At 48.1% G+C, this 15,964-nt stretch carries 18 protein-coding genes and 1 tRNA gene; 15 read left to right on the top strand and 4 right to left on the bottom strand.

Annotated features, from left to right (window positions below; genetic code table 11):
* Positions 1 to 54 precede the first annotated feature (54 nt).
* Positions 55 to 939 carry an NAD(+) kinase gene (gene nadK, locus TW77_RS19990; RefSeq protein WP_046006736.1) on the bottom strand — a complete coding sequence of 295 codons (885 nt, stop codon included), beginning with the start codon at positions 937 to 939 and terminating at the stop codon, positions 55 to 57.
* Between the two features lie 92 nt (positions 940 to 1,031).
* Between nadK and TW77_RS19985 the strand changes: the two genes are divergently transcribed.
* The 3 genes from TW77_RS19985 (at position 1,032) to TW77_RS19975 (ending at position 3,565) form a co-directional block, all read left to right on the top strand.
* On the top strand, positions 1,032 to 1,976 hold the full coding sequence (locus TW77_RS19985) for an HrcA family transcriptional regulator (RefSeq protein WP_235411461.1): 945 nt from the start codon (positions 1,032 to 1,034) through the stop codon (positions 1,974 to 1,976).
* 58 nt (positions 1,977 to 2,034) lie between these two features.
* The gene (grpE, locus tag TW77_RS19980) at positions 2,035 to 2,646 is read left to right on the top strand and encodes a nucleotide exchange factor GrpE (protein ID WP_046006735.1); all 612 of its coding nucleotides are present in this window, start codon (positions 2,035 to 2,037) and stop codon (positions 2,644 to 2,646) included.
* A gap of 121 nt (positions 2,647 to 2,767) precedes the next feature.
* A complete protein-coding gene (locus TW77_RS19975; protein ID WP_046006734.1) occupies positions 2,768 to 3,565 on the top strand; it encodes a M48 family metallopeptidase in 798 nt (265 codons plus the stop codon).
* 4 nt (positions 3,566 to 3,569) lie between these two features.
* Here TW77_RS19975 and TW77_RS19970 read toward each other — a convergent pair whose 3' ends face one another.
* The gene (locus tag TW77_RS19970) at positions 3,570 to 4,091 is read right to left on the bottom strand and encodes a M48 metallopeptidase family protein (RefSeq protein WP_046006733.1); all 522 of its coding nucleotides are present in this window, start codon (positions 4,089 to 4,091) and stop codon (positions 3,570 to 3,572) included.
* 70 nt (positions 4,092 to 4,161) lie between these two features.
* Here TW77_RS19970 and TW77_RS19965 point away from each other — a divergent pair, with 70 nt between their 5' ends.
* The gene (locus TW77_RS19965) at positions 4,162 to 4,569 is read left to right on the top strand and encodes a GFA family protein (RefSeq protein WP_046006732.1); all 408 of its coding nucleotides are present in this window, start codon (positions 4,162 to 4,164) and stop codon (positions 4,567 to 4,569) included.
* A gap of 35 nt (positions 4,570 to 4,604) precedes the next feature.
* Here TW77_RS19965 and TW77_RS25275 read toward each other — a convergent pair whose 3' ends face one another.
* A complete protein-coding gene (locus tag TW77_RS25275; protein ID WP_156158719.1) occupies positions 4,605 to 4,769 on the bottom strand; it encodes a hypothetical protein in 165 nt (54 codons plus the stop codon).
* Positions 4,770 to 4,836: 67 nt separating this feature from the next.
* Positions 4,837 to 5,685, bottom strand: a complete 849-nt coding sequence (locus tag TW77_RS19960) for a DUF72 domain-containing protein (RefSeq protein WP_046006731.1) — start codon at positions 5,683 to 5,685, stop codon at positions 4,837 to 4,839.
* Between the two features lie 178 nt (positions 5,686 to 5,863).
* Between TW77_RS19960 and aspS the strand changes: the two genes are divergently transcribed.
* The 11 genes from aspS (at position 5,864) to TW77_RS19905 (ending at position 15,912) form a co-directional block, all read left to right on the top strand.
* Positions 5,864 to 7,639 (top strand): aspartate--tRNA ligase, encoded by a 1,776-nt coding sequence (aspS, locus tag TW77_RS19955; protein WP_046006730.1) that lies wholly within the window; start codon positions 5,864 to 5,866, stop codon positions 7,637 to 7,639.
* Positions 7,640 to 7,763: 124 nt separating this feature from the next.
* Positions 7,764 to 8,285 carry a crossover junction endodeoxyribonuclease RuvC gene (ruvC, locus tag TW77_RS19950; RefSeq protein WP_046006729.1) on the top strand — a complete coding sequence of 174 codons (522 nt, stop codon included), beginning with the start codon at positions 7,764 to 7,766 and terminating at the stop codon, positions 8,283 to 8,285.
* A gap of 2 nt (positions 8,286 to 8,287) precedes the next feature.
* The gene (gene ruvA / locus TW77_RS19945; RefSeq protein WP_046006728.1) at positions 8,288 to 8,905 is read left to right on the top strand and encodes a Holliday junction branch migration protein RuvA; all 618 of its coding nucleotides are present in this window, start codon (positions 8,288 to 8,290) and stop codon (positions 8,903 to 8,905) included.
* Between the two features lie 20 nt (positions 8,906 to 8,925).
* Positions 8,926 to 9,933, top strand: coding sequence for a Holliday junction branch migration DNA helicase RuvB (gene ruvB, locus TW77_RS19940; RefSeq protein ID WP_046006727.1), 1,008 nt, complete (start codon positions 8,926 to 8,928; stop codon positions 9,931 to 9,933).
* A 970-nt stretch (positions 9,934 to 10,903) separates the two neighbouring features.
* The gene (tolQ, locus tag TW77_RS19935) at positions 10,904 to 11,608 is read left to right on the top strand and encodes a protein TolQ (protein ID WP_046006726.1); all 705 of its coding nucleotides are present in this window, start codon (positions 10,904 to 10,906) and stop codon (positions 11,606 to 11,608) included.
* Positions 11,595 to 12,023, top strand: a complete 429-nt coding sequence (gene tolR / locus TW77_RS19930; RefSeq protein ID WP_046006725.1) for a protein TolR — start codon at positions 11,595 to 11,597, stop codon at positions 12,021 to 12,023. The genes tolQ and tolR overlap by 14 nt, the downstream gene beginning before the upstream one ends.
* On the top strand, positions 12,023 to 12,964 hold the full coding sequence (gene tolA, locus TW77_RS19925; RefSeq protein WP_046006724.1) for a cell envelope integrity protein TolA: 942 nt from the start codon (positions 12,023 to 12,025) through the stop codon (positions 12,962 to 12,964). Before tolR ends, tolA begins: the two co-directional genes overlap by 1 nt.
* Before the next feature lie 9 nt (positions 12,965 to 12,973).
* The gene (tolB, locus tag TW77_RS19920) at positions 12,974 to 14,332 is read left to right on the top strand and encodes a Tol-Pal system beta propeller repeat protein TolB (RefSeq protein ID WP_046006723.1); all 1,359 of its coding nucleotides are present in this window, start codon (positions 12,974 to 12,976) and stop codon (positions 14,330 to 14,332) included.
* Positions 14,333 to 14,373: 41 nt separating this feature from the next.
* The gene (gene pal, locus TW77_RS19915; RefSeq protein ID WP_046006722.1) at positions 14,374 to 14,907 is read left to right on the top strand and encodes a peptidoglycan-associated lipoprotein Pal; all 534 of its coding nucleotides are present in this window, start codon (positions 14,374 to 14,376) and stop codon (positions 14,905 to 14,907) included.
* A gap of 15 nt (positions 14,908 to 14,922) precedes the next feature.
* Positions 14,923 to 15,678 carry a tol-pal system protein YbgF gene (ybgF, locus tag TW77_RS19910; protein WP_046006721.1) on the top strand — a complete coding sequence of 252 codons (756 nt, stop codon included), beginning with the start codon at positions 14,923 to 14,925 and terminating at the stop codon, positions 15,676 to 15,678.
* A 158-nt stretch (positions 15,679 to 15,836) separates the two neighbouring features.
* Positions 15,837 to 15,912, top strand: a tRNA-Lys gene (locus tag TW77_RS19905).
* The last annotated feature ends 52 nt before the right edge of the window (positions 15,913 to 15,964 follow it).

The raw sequence follows: 15,964 nt of genomic DNA, 5'->3' as shown, positions 1-15,964 counted from the left end.
ACTTTTCCCTAAAATAGAAAACAAATTTCACTTATTCTGCTGAACTTGTGGCGCTTAGTAAAGCCTGCTGCCCCAATTTAATTTCTGTCTCAGAACATTGTAGTAGGAATAGCTCTCGGGGTGGATCAAACGGAGCTTTTTTTCTGCTTTTTTAATGACCACTTCATCTCCGGGAAGCAGTGCAAGTACCACATGACTGTCACAACTGACCTGTAAGCTGGCGGTGTTTTCCGGGCTGAGTTTGAGTTTGACCTGTTTACTGGCATCGACCACGAGCGGTCTGCTGGACAGCGTATGTGGGAACATGGGAACCAAAGCCATGGCGTTGAGCTCCGGTGTTAAAATAGGACCGCCACCGGACAATGAGTATGCAGTAGAGCCCGTAGGGGTGGTGACTATCAGGCCATCTGAGCGTTGCGAAAAGACAAATTGATCGTCAATAAAGGCTTCAAACTCAATCATGTGAGCAACTTTATCGGCATGCAGTACGGCTTCATTGACCGCCAGATTGGCACTTTTCAATTCGGCATGACGAAAGACTTCGACTTCCAGTAAAAAGCGCTGCTCGGCAACAAATTTACCACTCAACACTTGTTCCAGTTCGGCTTCAAAGTCGTCCGGATCGAGATCGGTTAAAAATCCCAGATTTCCGCGATTGACGCCAATTACGGCGACATCAAACCTGGCCAGCACCCGGGCTGCACCCAGCATGTTGCCATCGCCGCCAACGACGACGGCCAGGTCGCAGCGCTCGCCCAGCGCAACCACATCGAGTATGTGTGAGTCGGGCAGTTCTGCGATTTGTTTGCCAACTCGCTGCTCCACAAAAACTTCATAGCCAAGTGCTTGCAAAAAAGTGTACAGGCGTTGTAATGTCAGGGCAGCGCCATCATGGTTTGGTTTTCCAATCAGGCCGATGGTTTTAAATGGTGCGCTCATTCGGTGAGTTTCCTTGGCAAATTATCTGTCGCCAAGATTATCTTAAAATGAATTCGCTTGAAACTCGCAAATTTAACCTTATTTATGATGTTATGAAACTTAGTGCACGTGATAAACAAGTCTTCTCTGCTGTAATGAGTCTTTACTGTAATGGTGAAGGGCATCCTGTGGCATCGAGTAAGATAGCAAAATTAAAAGGTATGGCGGTGTGCTCTGCCACAGTCCGTAATGCCATGGCACGCCTGGAAAACCAGGGGTTACTATTTTCGCCGCATACGTCGGCCGGGCGTGTCCCATCTGATCAGGGGATCAAATACTGGTTACAGGAATATTTTGGACTGGAAGAGATTGCCCCTTATTGGGAGCCAGAGCGTGAACAGCTCACGGGCTTTGCCCATACCTTGAGCCAAAAGTATCAGGTGTGCTGTATTGTTGGTTTGCCGCAAGTAAGCGAGCAGACCATATTTCGGGTAGAGGTGTTAGACTTTGACCGTAAGCACTGGCTGGTATTGCTGATTGACCGCACGGGCCAGTCTAACAACATTCTTATCAATAAGCCTGAGTCTAATTCTGATCCGGTACGCTATCAGTTCGCAGCCTGGATGAACACGGTGTTTAGTCAGCAAACGCTTAAAGAAGGGTTACACCGAATGCGAGCCATGGCGAAAAGCGCGATGGCCGATTGCCGTGGCTCCCTGATGCAGTGGAGCCGCGAGTTAAGCTTACAGCTGGGCACCGATAACAGCATTGTGGTCGGAGAACGTTATTTGTATAACCGCCTCGAAGGACACAATGAACTCAATCTGGGCGTGAGCTTTTTACATCAGGTAGAAGACAGACTGGCACTGAAGAACGGCCTGTCGGTATTATTGGGCAGTGAGCTGAGTTATCTGAATCTGGAACGATTTGTGGTGTTGAGTGTGCCTTATTTTACGGCCAGCGAATATCAGAGTCGTTTTTGTGTGATTTGTCCGGCGGATGCGCCGATTGAGGCAATAATCAGCGAATTTACACAAATCCCAAAAAAAGAAGCTTGAATAACGAATTTGAATCCCCATAATTACGGCAGTTGTAAAGAATCGGAGAGAATTTTTCATGTCTGAGCAGACAAAAGCCCAAGAGCAGGAACAAGAGTTAGTGCAAGAAGACGTACAGGAAAACGCGGCAGAGCAAGCTGAACAAGCGCAAGAGAGTGCACAAACTGAGCAAGCTGAGTTGAGCCCAGAAGAAGAGATTGCAGGTCTGTATGCAGAACTGGAAGCGGCTAAGCAAACAATTGAAGGTCAAAAAGACAGTGTGATCCGTGCTGCTGCTGACGCCGAGAACGTGCGTCGTCGTGCCGCACAGGACGTAGAAAAAGCACAGAAGTTCGCGCTGGAAAAGTTTTCAAATGAGTTGTTACCTGTGGTTGATAACCTGGAGCGTGCAATTGAGTTTGCCGACAAAGAAAACGAAGCGACAAAATCCATTATTGAAGGCATTGAAATGACACTGAAATCATTCAATGACGCACTGGCTAAGTTCGGTGTTGAAGCGGTTAGCCCTCAGGGTGAGGCATTCAACCCTGAACTGCACCAGGCGATGTCGATGCAGCCTAGCAACGATGTATCTCCAAACACTGTACTGGCCGTTATGCAAAAAGGGTACACCCTGAATGGCCGTTTACTGCGCCCTGCGATGGTGATGGTATCTAAGGCAGCAGACTAGTCCAGAGTAATAACATATTGATTTTAAAGCCCGCACCAGCGGGCTTTTTTATTGGTGATTTGCATAGACTCAGGTCTCCTTTTAAAATAGTAGATAACTTAGTTTCAGCAGGTACAGGGTGATGAATAAAAAAATAGTGGCAGCGGTTGCCATTGCCGTGACGCTTATGGGATGTAAAACGTCCCCGACCGGGCGCACGCAGATAGCGCTTTACTCAGAGCAACAAATGGATGAAATGGGCGTAGCCAGTTTTGAGCAAATGAAGCAGGAACAGACGATTGAAAAAAGCGCAAAAACCAATCGTTATGTACAGTGTATTGCAGATGCACTGATAGCTCAGCTACCGGCGCAGTATGCGCAGCAGCAATGGGAAGTGGTGGTCTTCAAGGAGCCCAGTGCCAATGCGTTTGCTTTGCCCGGAGGCAAGATTGGCGTACACACCGGACTTTTGAATGTTGCCAAAGATCAGCACCAACTGGCAGCCGTAATGGGCCACGAAGTGGGTCATGTTATCGCTCAGCATGCCAATGAGCGTGTCTCACAAAACAGCTTATTGCAAATTGGCTTGCAGGCAGGCAACGTGGCGCTGGAAATGGGCAATGTGCAATACCGTAATGCCATAATGCAGGGGCTGGGCTTGGGCGCACAATATGGCATTACATTGCCTTTTAGCCGCAGCCATGAGAGTGAGGCGGATGTGATTGGCCTGGAGCTGATGGCCAAAGCCGGGTTTAATCCGCAGGGGGCGGTTGAGCTTTGGCAGAATATGAACAAGGCGGGAGGAGAGCGCCCGGCGGAGTTTTTATCAACGCACCCCTCACCCGAAAACCGCATTGCCTTATTACAAAGCAAAATGGCACAAGCCAATTCACAGGCTGCGGATGCCAAGCGTCAGGGTCGTAACCCCGCCTGTAAATAAGCCACTATTGCTGGGCGCCGCTGTGATAAAAGTTTGCGCCCAGTCTGTCGAGCACAATAAATAGTCTGAGATCCAGCTCCAGTTGGTGGTAATCCGGTTCCATATGACAGCAAAGCTGATAAAACGCTTTGTTATGATCCAGCTCTTTGAAGTGAGCCAGCTCGTGTACAACCAGTGCCCTTAATACCGCCTCCGGGGCATATTTCAGCTGCTGGGACAGGGCAATTTCATAGCGGGTTTTGACTTTTCTGCCATGCTGTTTACGTGTCTGGCTGTGATGTCCCAGCGTACCTGTCATCAGATCCCGGCCTTTTGCGTAGCTGACTTTATGCAAACGAGGCACGTTCTTCAGGTATTTATTCTTATAATCATGACAATAATCATAGAGCGCCTGGGTGCTCTGACACTGATGGCCGTGTGGGTATTTTCCCCTGAAATACGCGGCAAGCTTGTCGCCTTCCAAAAGGGTTTTGATTTGTGCTTGTAAGCTTGACGGATAGTGCGCAAAGTACTGCAAATAATTCATATCGATGGTAGTAATCCGGGGACGAACATTCTAAGCTAATGGCTCAAGATCATAGCAGGAAAAGAGATAGATGTATCAGGCGAGTTGTTTATGTGGGGCCGTTAAACTGGAACTTCGTGGTGCCATTACGAGTATCATTCATTGCCACTGTTCCTTATGTCGTAAGTCGTCTGGCACCGCTTATGCCACCAACGGATTTGTCAGTCGTGATGAATTAAAAGTGATTGCCGGGGAGGAACATATCCGTCACTACGCGTTTAAACCTGGCAGGCTGCGTCACTTCTGTGGGATTTGTGCGTCTCCTTTATACAGCTCCAATCAGGATAACCCTGAAAAACTCAGGCTTCGACTCGGAATTCTCGACTCTGATATAGCGGAGCGGCCAATGTCACACAACTATGTAACGTCTAAAGCGAACTGGGAAGATCTGGATGCCGACTTACCTCGCTATGAAGGTAAAGAGCCGGGTCGGAAATAATAAGCAGGGCCGTTTCAGGCCCTGCGGCTAAGTGTTTAGTTATCTGTCATCGCACAGCAATCAGATGCGCGTGAGTTACCACCGCTTTTCTGCAGCTCTGCTCTGCCTGCACCACCGACAGCTCGGGTTGCTTTGGCTGGGAGTGCAGACTGGTCGTCAGAAAGTTGTTTTACAGGTTTTTTATTGAGTTTTAAACGCATGGTATTTTCCTTATTGTTGTTTTATTCACCTTTTAACATCCTGTAAAACCAGATATTTGTCAAGCGCTTAAATTAACGCCTGTTGCTGTGGTTGGCGCTCTGCCGGAAATGGCTCGAGTACTTGATGGGCAACGCCCAGATCCTGAATAAACTGCCTGGCCAGCAGAGGTGCATCATAATTATCGGCGGTGTGAAAGAACACATACGGGGTACGCCCCTCATTTAACCAGTCACGAATTTTGTTGAGCCAGGGGGCATAAAAAGCGCGGTTTGCAGCCAAATCTGAACACCCGACAAAACGCAGCATGGGCGCCTGAGCCGTTGCAATCACATTAACGGGCACGCGCGGTTTCTTTTGCTGGGCATCAATAATGGCCGGGGTACTGGGCGATTCACTAAACAAAGGCCGAGTATCCATAATGATGCGATTTACACCGGTCTGCATCAGCAGCTGATTAAAACGCTTTTCAGCGTCGCCTTTGGCAAAAAATGCTCTGTGCCTGACTTCGATACCCAGGGTCAACTCCTCAGGTAATTGTGCGATAAAATCGGCTATCCGGCCAAGATATTGCGGGCTACAGCTGGCAGGCAGTTGCAGCAGCACCATCCCAAGTTGTGAAAATAATGGCGAAAACAGCTCGAGCCATTGCCTGAGTTCTTGCTGACAATGAGTCAATGCCAGCTCATGAGAGATCTGTTTGGGTATTTTAAAGGTAAAGCGAAAGTCTTCTGGCACCGCATTTGACCAGGTGGCGATGGTGTCTGGTTTTGGGCTGGCATAGAAGCTGGTATTGCCCTCAACACTGTTAAAGATCTGCGTATATTCGCTTAACATATCCGCGGCTTTGCAGTCGCTGCTGAAAAACCGACCTTTCCAGTGTGCAGAGCTCCACTGAGGACACCCCAAATACAGCATGAAATTTGCTCCCTGATTGACTTAAAGAAGAGTCTAACAAAGTCCAGATGGAGAAAAAATCGTAACAGCGAAAGAATCCCGGTTTTGTGGGATGACAAAGCGTGGCAATTTTATATAATTGGCGATTAAATTTATCATTCATTATGCCCTTTAGAGTTAGTAGGCAAATAGGATTATTATGCGCTCAATATACTGCGGAAAATTAAACAAGGACCATGTAGGTCAGGAAGTGGAGCTATGTGGTTGGATCAACAAACGTCGTGATCTGGGTGGTTTGATCTTCATTGATCTGCGAGATCGCGAAGGTTTGGTCCAGGTCGTGTTTGATCCTGAAGTAGAAGGCCTGATGGATGTTGCAAACACTTTACGTCAAGAGTTTTGTGTTCAGGTTACAGGTACTGTTCGTGCGCGCCCAGAGAGCCAAATCAATCAGGACATGGCCACTGGTGAGGTTGAGATCCTGGGCACTGGCCTGACTATCATCAACCGTGCAGAACCTTTGCCTCTGGACTTTAACCAGGAAAACTCAGAAGAGCGTCGCCTGACTTACCGTTATCTTGACCTGCGTCGTCTGGAAATGAGTGACCGCATTAAATTGCGCGCGAAAGCTTCGAGCTTTGTACGTCGCTTCTTAGACAGCAATGATTTCCTGGACATCGAAACGCCGGTACTGACAAAAGCAACACCAGAAGGTGCACGCGACTATCTGGTACCAAGCCGAGTGCATAAAGGCAGCTTCTACGCGTTGCCACAGTCGCCTCAGCTGTTTAAACAGTTGCTAATGATGTCTGGCTTTGACCGTTACTACCAGATTGTTAAATGTTTCCGTGATGAAGACTTACGTGCTGATCGCCAGCCTGAATTCACTCAAATCGATTTAGAAACCTCGTTCATGACATCCGCACAGGTGCGTGATATCACTGAGCGTTTGATCTGTGAAATGTGGCAAGAACTGCTTGACGTTGATCTGGGCCAGTTCCCGGTCATGAGCTACGAGGAAGCCATGCGTCGTTACGGTTCAGACAAGCCGGACTTACGTAACCCGCTAGAACTGATCGACGTTGCCGACTTGGTTAAGGACGTCGAATTCAAAGTACTGGCAGGTCCTGCAAACGATGAAAAAGGCCGCGTGGCGGTGTTGACTGTACCGGGTGGTGCGTCACTATCTCGTAAGCAAATTGATGAGTACACCAAGTTTGTTGGCATCTATGGTGCAAAAGGTCTGGCCTGGATGAAGGTCAACGATCTGGACGCTGGCCTTGAAGGTATTCAGTCGCCAATTGCTAAGTTCCTGAACGAAGAAGTGATCAAAGGTATTCTTGAACGCACTAACGCACAGACCGGCGACATCATTTTGTTCGGTGCTGACAAGCGCAACGTGGTTAACGAAGCAATGGGTGCACTGCGTCTGAAAGTAGGTCTGGACCTTGAGCTGACCAACCTGGGTCAGTGGGCACCACTGTGGGTTGTTGACTTCCCAATGTTTGAGGAAGACGACGAAGGTAACCTGCATGCAGTTCACCACCCATTCACGGCACCTAAAGACATTTCAGCGGCAGAGCTGGAAGCTAATCCGGCAGGCGCTATTTCAGATGCGTACGACATGGTACTGAACGGCTATGAAGTTGGTGGTGGCTCAGTGCGGATCCACAACAACGATATGCAGCAGGCGGCTTTCCGTATTCTGGGTATTGATGAGCAAGAGCAACAAGATAAGTTCGGCTTCCTGCTGGACGCACTGAAGTACGGTACGCCTCCACACGCAGGTCTGGCGTTTGGCCTTGACCGCCTGGTGATGTTGCTGTGTGGCACAGACAACATCCGTGATGTGATTGCGTTCCCGAAAACGACTCAGGCATCGTGTCTGATGACCAATGCGCCGAGCGTTGCTAACCCGGATGCACTGAAAGAGCTTGCAGTCACCGTCACTGCACAGCAAAAAGACGCTGAATAACGACAGCTAAAGGAATAAAAAAAGCGGCGATTATGCCGCTTTTTTTTATTCTGTAAACCCAAGGTAACTGGAAATTCATACAGTATTTTGGCATGATAGCGAAAAAACAACGAGAGTATGCGCCTTGGCAGTAATTTTAGGCATAGATCCAGGCTCCAGGCTGACCGGGTATGGTGTAGTTCAGCGCCAGGGGAGTCAGTTTCAGTATCTGGGCAGTGGCTGTATCCGACTTGGTGATAAGCCATTTCCACAACGACTGCAGATGATTTATCAGGGCGTTAGCCAGATCATCGAGCAGTTTAATCCACAGGGGTTTGCCATTGAGCAAGTCTTTATGGCACATAATCCAGATTCCGCTTTAAAACTAGGTCAGGCACGGGGGGCTGCCATCGTCGCTGCCACCATGAAAGAGATTGAGGTATTTGAATATTCGGCCCGGCAGGTTAAACAAGCCGTGGTTGGTACCGGCGGGGCGAATAAGTCGCAGGTTCAGGAAATGGTCAAACGGCTATTAAAGCTTCCTGGCACTCCCCAGGCCGATGCTGCTGATGCGCTGGCCATCGCCATCTGTCATGCACATTCAGAGCAAAATCTGATCAAGCTGGCTGGCAATGCGAAAAAAACCGTACGAGGAAGATTGAGGTAATTATGATAGGCAGACTCAAAGGTCTTTTAGTAGAAAAACAGCCACCTGAGATCCTGTTAGAGGTGAGTGGCGTCGGCTATGAAGTGCAAATGCCGATGACGTGTTTTTATGAATTGCCGCAGACGGGTAATGAAGCAACCATCTATACTCATTTTGTGGTGCGTGAGGATGCGCAATTATTATTTGGCTTTAACCACAAAACTGAGCGGGCGTTGTTTCGTGAGTTGATCAAGGCCAATGGTGTTGGCCCCAAGCTGGCACTGGCAATTTTGTCGGGTATGTCGGCGGAACAGTTTGTTCATTGTGTCAATCAGGGCGATGCGTCTACTTTGGTGAAAATTCCCGGGGTAGGCAAGAAAACCGCTGAGCGTTTGGTGCTTGAGATGAAAGACAAACTGAAAAACTTTGGCCATGATCTGCTGACCCCGTTCAGCGATAGTGCAGTGTTAGCGCCTCAGGAAGATCCCACGGTGGCGAATACGCCTGAAGATGATGCGCTGGCAGCACTACTTGCGCTAGGCTATAAACCCGCACAAGCACAAAAAGCCTTGAAAGCGGTGAGCAAACCAGGCATGGATACTGAGGGGCTGATCAAAGAAGCCCTGAGATCTATGATGTAAGAAAGGCTGATTAAGTAATTATGATTGAAGCAGACAGACTCATTGAGCCGGAAGTGCAGGGCAGTGAAGAGGCCGTAGACAGAGCAATACGGCCTAAACTACTGTCGGACTATACCGGCCAGCAGCATGTAAAGCAGCAGATGGAAATCTTCATCGAAGCGGCGCGCAGCCGTGAAGAAGCACTGGACCACCTGCTGATATTCGGCCCGCCGGGGTTAGGTAAAACAACACTGGCCAATATTGTTGCCAATGAGCTGGGTGTGAATATTAAAACCACTTCAGGCCCGGTGCTTGAAAAAGCCGGCGACCTGGCCGCTATGCTGACCAATCTGGAGCAGGGCGATGTGTTGTTTATTGATGAAATACATCGCCTGAGTCCCCAGGTTGAAGAGATCCTCTACCCTGCGATGGAAGATTACCAGCTCGATATTATGATAGGTGAAGGGCCGGCAGCCCGCTCAATTAAGCTGGACTTGCCACCTTTTACGCTGGTGGGGGCAACAACCCGAGCAGGATCACTGACTTCACCGCTGAGAGATCGTTTCGGCATTGTACAACGTCTTGAGTTTTATTCTGTGGCTGAGCTGGCATCGATTGTGTCGCGCTCTGCGCATTTCTTGAATCTTGAGATCAGTGACGCCGGCTCGGTTGAAGTGGCCAAACGTGCGCGTGGTACACCGCGTATTGCGAACCGTTTGCTAAGACGCGTCCGGGACTTCGCTCAGGTAAAAGGAGATGGCAGTGTCGATGAAGTGATTGCCAGTCAGGCGCTGGATATGGTCGACGTTGACAAATGTGGCTTTGATTACATGGATCGTAAGTACTTACTTGCAATTATTGAGAAGTTTACCGGGGGACCGGTGGGCCTGGATAACCTGGCTGCCGCGATTGGTGAAGAGCGTGAGACCATAGAAGATGTAATAGAACCTTATCTGATCCAGCAGGGCTTTATCCAGCGTACTCCCAGAGGGCGAATTGTTTCAGATCGGGCCTATCTGCATTTCGACCTAACGAAACCAAACGACTGATTGACCAGACTTTTCTAAATCCTACCTGGCTGCCAAGAAGCACATCATGTGTTTCTTGGGTCTTTCATCCTGCTGAACCATTACACACTCATTTGTCTGCTCTATGTTAGGCGATGTCTGATTAAATTGTGCGAACGAGACGAGAAATTGCGGGCAAAAAAAAGCCCGCACAGTGTGCGGGCGAAAACAACAAGTTGAAGGAAGTAATCCAGGGAACTGATGAGTCCGTTAAGGTTTTATCCAAAAGTTTCTCATCATGACTGCAGAATAAATCAGAATTCTGCTGCCTTAGTAACTGTGCATTTGCATTGAGAGATGCTGCTCGCTCAGTACGGGGAGTATAATAAGCCCACTGACGCATTTTATCAAACTAGAAAAATTACAGTTTTGCTATAAAAAAAACTAATGAGATGGGTTTTTTAAGTCAGGTATTGTACAAATCGTGAACTTAAGATGTTCTGCAAGTGCATGTAAAATAACGAATTGCCTTTATTATACTCAATTTGTGAATATTAGATTATTTGTTGTTAATTGGTATTACCAATCGTATTTTGAGGGTTTATTCTCAGATAGTGAATAAAACAACACTTTTATGCAGCTTGCATAAATAAATAAACACAGAGGGGAGTCGGCAGCTCCGACCACTTAAATTTTCTTTCACAATCACACGCCGGGCGTTGTAATTCAGGGCAGTTTAACTTTGGCACTGGTATTTTTTGCCGATGGTGACGTCCAATGCCAGTGGTGTTTGGTGTGAAGTGCAACCGGGTTGACGTCTGTCTATCCGGGCAAGAATACGAGTCAAGGTAACGAATGTGCGAATTATCGGCATTTAAGTGAATTTTACGGCATTGAGATTGTAAGCCCTTATTAGTGTGGTTAAACTACTTGCAATTTTTGCTGGCTTACAGTCAATACGGTGAAGGCTGCCTTGGCCGAGAACACAATTATTTTCTAGGAGTATAACAACGTGGAATCGGGACTTAATTTCATAGATCTCATTTTAGAAGCCAGTATCCTCGTGCAACTTGTGATGTTGACACTGGTCGGTATGTCAGTTGCATCATGGGCCATTATTTTTCAGCGCCGCAGTATCCTGGCGCAGTCTTTGGCTGATGCGAAGAAGTTTGAACAAAAGTTCTGGTCAGGCATGGACCTGGGCAAGTTATATAATGAAATTACAGCAAGAGCAGGCAGCTCGAGCGGACTTGAAGCTTTGTTTGTATCCGGGTTTAAAGAGTTCGCCCGCCATAAAAAGCAAAACACCGGATCGGCCAGCATGATCATTGAAGGCACGCATCGTTCTATGCGTGTTGCGTTGTCCCGTGAAGTTGAGAAAGTAGAGTCCGGACTGTCGTTCCTGGCAACTGTGGGGTCTATCAGCCCTTATATTGGTCTGTTTGGTACCGTCTGGGGGATCATGAACGCCTTTATCGCGCTGGGTGAAGTTAAGCAGGCAACACTACAGATGGTTGCGCCTGGTATCGCAGAAGCCTTGATAGCAACAGCCATGGGTCTGTTTGCGGCGATCCCGGCGGTCATGGCCTATAACCGTTTTGCAAAGAATGTAGAAAAGCTCGAGTCAAACTACATCAACTTTATGGAAGAGTTTGCCAATATTTTGCATCGTCAGGCTGCCAGCTTAACTGAGGCTAAGCAAAATGTATCAGCATAAGAGACGACGCCCGGTCGCAGAGATCAATGTGGTGCCATACATTGATGTTATGCTGGTGCTGCTAATTATCTTTATGGCTACGGCGCCACTGATCACGCATGGTGTGAAAGTGGATTTACCACAGATGGAAGAGTCTGATCTGGTCGATACCAAAGACGCCCCGCCCATTATCGCCAGTATAGATGCTGAAGGTCGCTATTATGTTTCTGTAGGAACCGATCCGGAAGCGCCCATGGACGCGGTAGAAGTAGCTGCTGTGATCAAGCTTAAATTGCAACAAAACCCGGATACGCCGGTGATGATCAAAGGCTCCGGTCGTGTGTCTTATCAGGAAGTCCTGCTGCTTATGGATTTTTTGAAAAATGCCGGTGTGCCGTCTGTTGGGTTAATGACAAAATCGTTTGAGGACAGTTAATGGATGCTTTAACCAGCGGAATATTTAAGTCGTTTTTACTGCATTTCGCTATAGCCGGGCTACTCTTCGCAACGGCTAATTTTCAGTTTTCCAGCCCCAGTGTGATGGAAGTTCAGCTCAACCCGGCGGTTAGCGAGATTGAAGAAGTCAAAGCGGTTTCAGCCATTTCGGTCGATCAGCAAGCAGTAGAGCAGAAAATTGCTCAGTTACGTGAAAAAGAAGCGCAACAAAAGCGTGCTGAAGAGCAAAGGATCCGTGATTTAGAGCGTCGTGCGGCGCAGGCCCGAAAAGACCGTGAAGCCGAAGCCAGGAGGATCAAGAAGCTGGAACAACAGCGCCTTGCCAAGCTGGAAGAAAAACGCAAGGCCGAAGCGCAGGCCAAACGTGCTCAGGAAATTCAAAACAAAGAACGCCAGCAGGCTGAAAAAGCGCGTCAGGAAGCATTGGCCGCTGAGCAGGCTGCCAAAGCCGCTGCCGAGAAGCGTAAAACGGAAGAAGACAGGCTGAGGCAGGCGGAAGCAAAACGTAAGCAACAAGAAGAAGAGGCAAAACGTAAGGCGCAGGCAGCTGAAGAAGCACGTCAAAAAGCCCTGCAAGAGCAACTCCTTCAGGAACAACTGGCGCAGGAGCAAGCCGCACGAGCCAAAGTTCGCCAGCAACAAGTGCTGACTGAAGTGGACAAATATAAGGCGCTGATCATGCAGCGGATCCAGTCTAACCTGTTAATCGATGAAAAGATGAAAGGTAAGCAGTGTCGGCTGAATATTCGTCTTGGCTTTAATGGCCTGGTGACACAAGCGGAGTCGCTTGGTGGTGATAAGCTGGTATGTGAAGCCGCTTTACGTGCAGTAAGAATGGCAGATACCTTACCGGTTTCTGAAAATAAAGATGTTTTCGAACAGCTTAAGAATATTAACCTGACGATTAAACCAACTCTATAAAGGAAGACCATGTACAACCATTTAAGAAATTTACTCTTGGTTCTGGCTTTCGCTGCGCAAGGGGTCGCCTACGCAGCACTGGAGATCGTAATTACAGAAGGGGTCGACAGTGCCCGACCAATTGCGATTGCTCCGTTTAAATACATAGGTAATGGCGAGGCACCTGCCGAGCTGAGTTCAGTGATTGCCGCTGACTTGATCCGCAGCGGTAAGTTCAAACCGGTGGCAGAGGAACAAATGCCTCAGCTGCCGACCACCGATGAAGAAGTGGATTACGATGCTTGGGTTGAGCTGGGTGTAGAAGCAGTCGTCGTTGGAACCATTACTCAGCAACCTGCAAATCGCTATCTGGTAAAATATGAGCTGATCGATGTGATCCGCGCTCAAATTACTGGTGGTGAAACTCGTATGATGACCAATGGCAAATTGATGAAAAGCCAGGATCATGTTCTTGAGGCGCGCCAAAGTGTGATTGATGCACAGAGCTTTCGCTATTATGCGCACCAGATCAGCGACGTTGTCTATGAAGCCCTGACGGGTGAAAAAGGCGCATTTCGTACTAAGATTGCGTATGTGATCGTGCGAGAAGAGCAGGATAAACCTTATCAGCTGGTTGTTGCAGACTATGACGGCTACAATGAACAAGTACTGCTTCGCTCTAAAGAGCCTTTGATGTCTCCGGCCTGGTCTCCTGATGGCAACAAGCTGGCGTATGTCACATTTGAGAATCGTCAGTCGCAGATCTATATTCAGGACATCTACACCGGTAAACGTGAGATATTAACCAGCTACCCTGGCATCAATGGCGCACCGCAGTTTTCACCGGATGGCACCAAAATGCTGATCGTCTTGTCGAAGGATAAAGGTGGTGCAACTGAAGTGTATTTAATTGACCTGGCTACGCGCAAAGAAAGACGTCTGACTAAGCACCGTAGTATAGATACTGAGCCAACCTGGCACCCAAATGGTAAAGAAATAGTCTATACCTCTGAAAGGGGTGGTAATGCCCAGATTTATAAGTTAAATTTAGATACAGGAAGATCACGGCGTGTAACGTTCGACGGCGATATGAATTTAGCCGGGTCAATCACGCCAGATGGCAAGCAACTGGTAATGGTAAATCGTACATTAGGCCGCTACCATATTGCCAAGAAAGAATTGGATTCTGGGCTGTTTCAGGTATTAACGCGCACCAGACTCGATGAATCACCGAGTATTGCGCCGAACGGCTCTATGATTATTTATAGTACCTTGCATAATAATAAGCAGGTACTGGCGTTGGTGTCGATGGATGGCCGCTTTAAGGCCCGCCTGCCGGTATTAGACGGACAGGTTAAGGCACCAGCTTGGTCGCCATTTTTACAGTAATTTTGCTGGTAAGACTTATAAAAGATATAGGAATATACTCGATGCAACTTAACAAAACTCTCAAGGCCCTTTTGGTCGCGTTGCCTGTGATGACGCTGGCTGCATGTAGCTCTTCATCGGGCACTGATGCAGGCGCTGGCAGCGAAACAAACGCAGCAACTGCGGACAATGGCAGCAACGTTGATGTGAACACAGCGACACGTCAGAAAACAGCTGAAGAGCTACTGAAAGAAAAGTATGAAGCGTTGCGTCAAGAGCAAATCGTATACTTCGATTTCGACAAGTCTACTGTTCGCAGCGAGTTCGTAGAGCTTCTGCAAGCACACGCTGATTTCCTGGTTAAAAACCCAAGCGTTAAAGTATTGATTGAAGGTCACGCTGATGAGCGTGGTACGCCTGAGTACAACATCGCACTGGGTGAAAGCCGTGGTAAAGCGGTTGCTAAGTACCTGCAGAGCCTGGGCGTGTCTGATAGCCAAATGTCTGTTGTGAGCTATGGTGAAGAAAAGCCAATGGACAAAGCACGCACTGAAGAAGCCTTTGCTAAGAACCGCCGCGCGGTACTGGTATACTAATCGTAAAGAGATGCTATGAAGCCGAATACTTTTTTGGCAGCCATCATCTTAGTCAGCGGGAGCTCCCAATTGTGGGCAGCTCCCGCTGCTGTATCTGATGCTGCTGGTTCTAACCAAACTATTGAACAACGTCTGTCTGTGCTTGAGAACCTGATGCGCAACCGCAATCTGATCCAGGCTGAGCTGCAAACGCAACTTGATCAACTTCAGGATGAAGTAAGCCAGATCCGTGGTGTAACGGAAGAGCAAAGTTATAAGCTCGAAAAAGTGTTGCAGCGCCAGCGTGAGCTTTATCAGGAAATAGAGACGCGAGTTACCCAGGTCTATGAACAAAGCAAGCAGTTACAACCTGCTGTAACACCTGACAGCGCGACTGCGCAGGCTATAAGCACAGACTTGTCGGAAAATGAAGCGTATGACAGAGCCGTTGCGCTGATCATGAAAGACAAGCGCTACGATGCCGCTATTCCAGAATTTGAAGGCTTCCTCAAGCAGTTTCCAAATTCTGTCTATATTCCTAACGCGCATTACTGGCTGGGTCAGCTACAGTCGATAAAAAATCAGGACGATCAGGCTATGGTGCACTTTCGCACTGTGGTTGACCAATTCGCTGATTCAAACAAACGACCAGATGCGATGTTAAAGCTGGGCACCTTGCTTCAGAAAACCGGACAATCTGCACAAGCGAAGACCTTGTTTGAAAATCTAATCAAAGAATACCCCAGCACAACGGCAGCAAAACTGGCAACGGAGCGGCTGAGTAAAATCTAAATGGCGGATATTTTCTCAGAGTGATTTAAAATTAGGCGCTTAGACGCGAAATTTGAAAAAAACAGGCGATTTCGGTTGCACAAGATTTTTAAATAAGTATTATAAGCGCCCGCAGCAGCCGATAGTGTTACACACTTCTTGCAGCGAAACAATTTAGTGGGTCATTAGCTCAGTTGGTAGAGCAGTGGACTTTTAATCCATTGGTCGATGGTTCGAGTCCATCATGACCCACCATTCAAATTTGGTGTAATACTTAAGTAACTTCGAGCGGGTCATTAGCTCAGTT

This window comes from Pseudoalteromonas rubra (genome assembly GCF_000967655.1).
Lineage (GTDB): Bacteria > Pseudomonadota > Gammaproteobacteria > Enterobacterales > Alteromonadaceae > Pseudoalteromonas > Pseudoalteromonas rubra_A.
The sequence above is the reverse complement of the archived record's forward strand: the minus strand, read 5'-3'. Positions and strand labels throughout refer to the sequence as shown.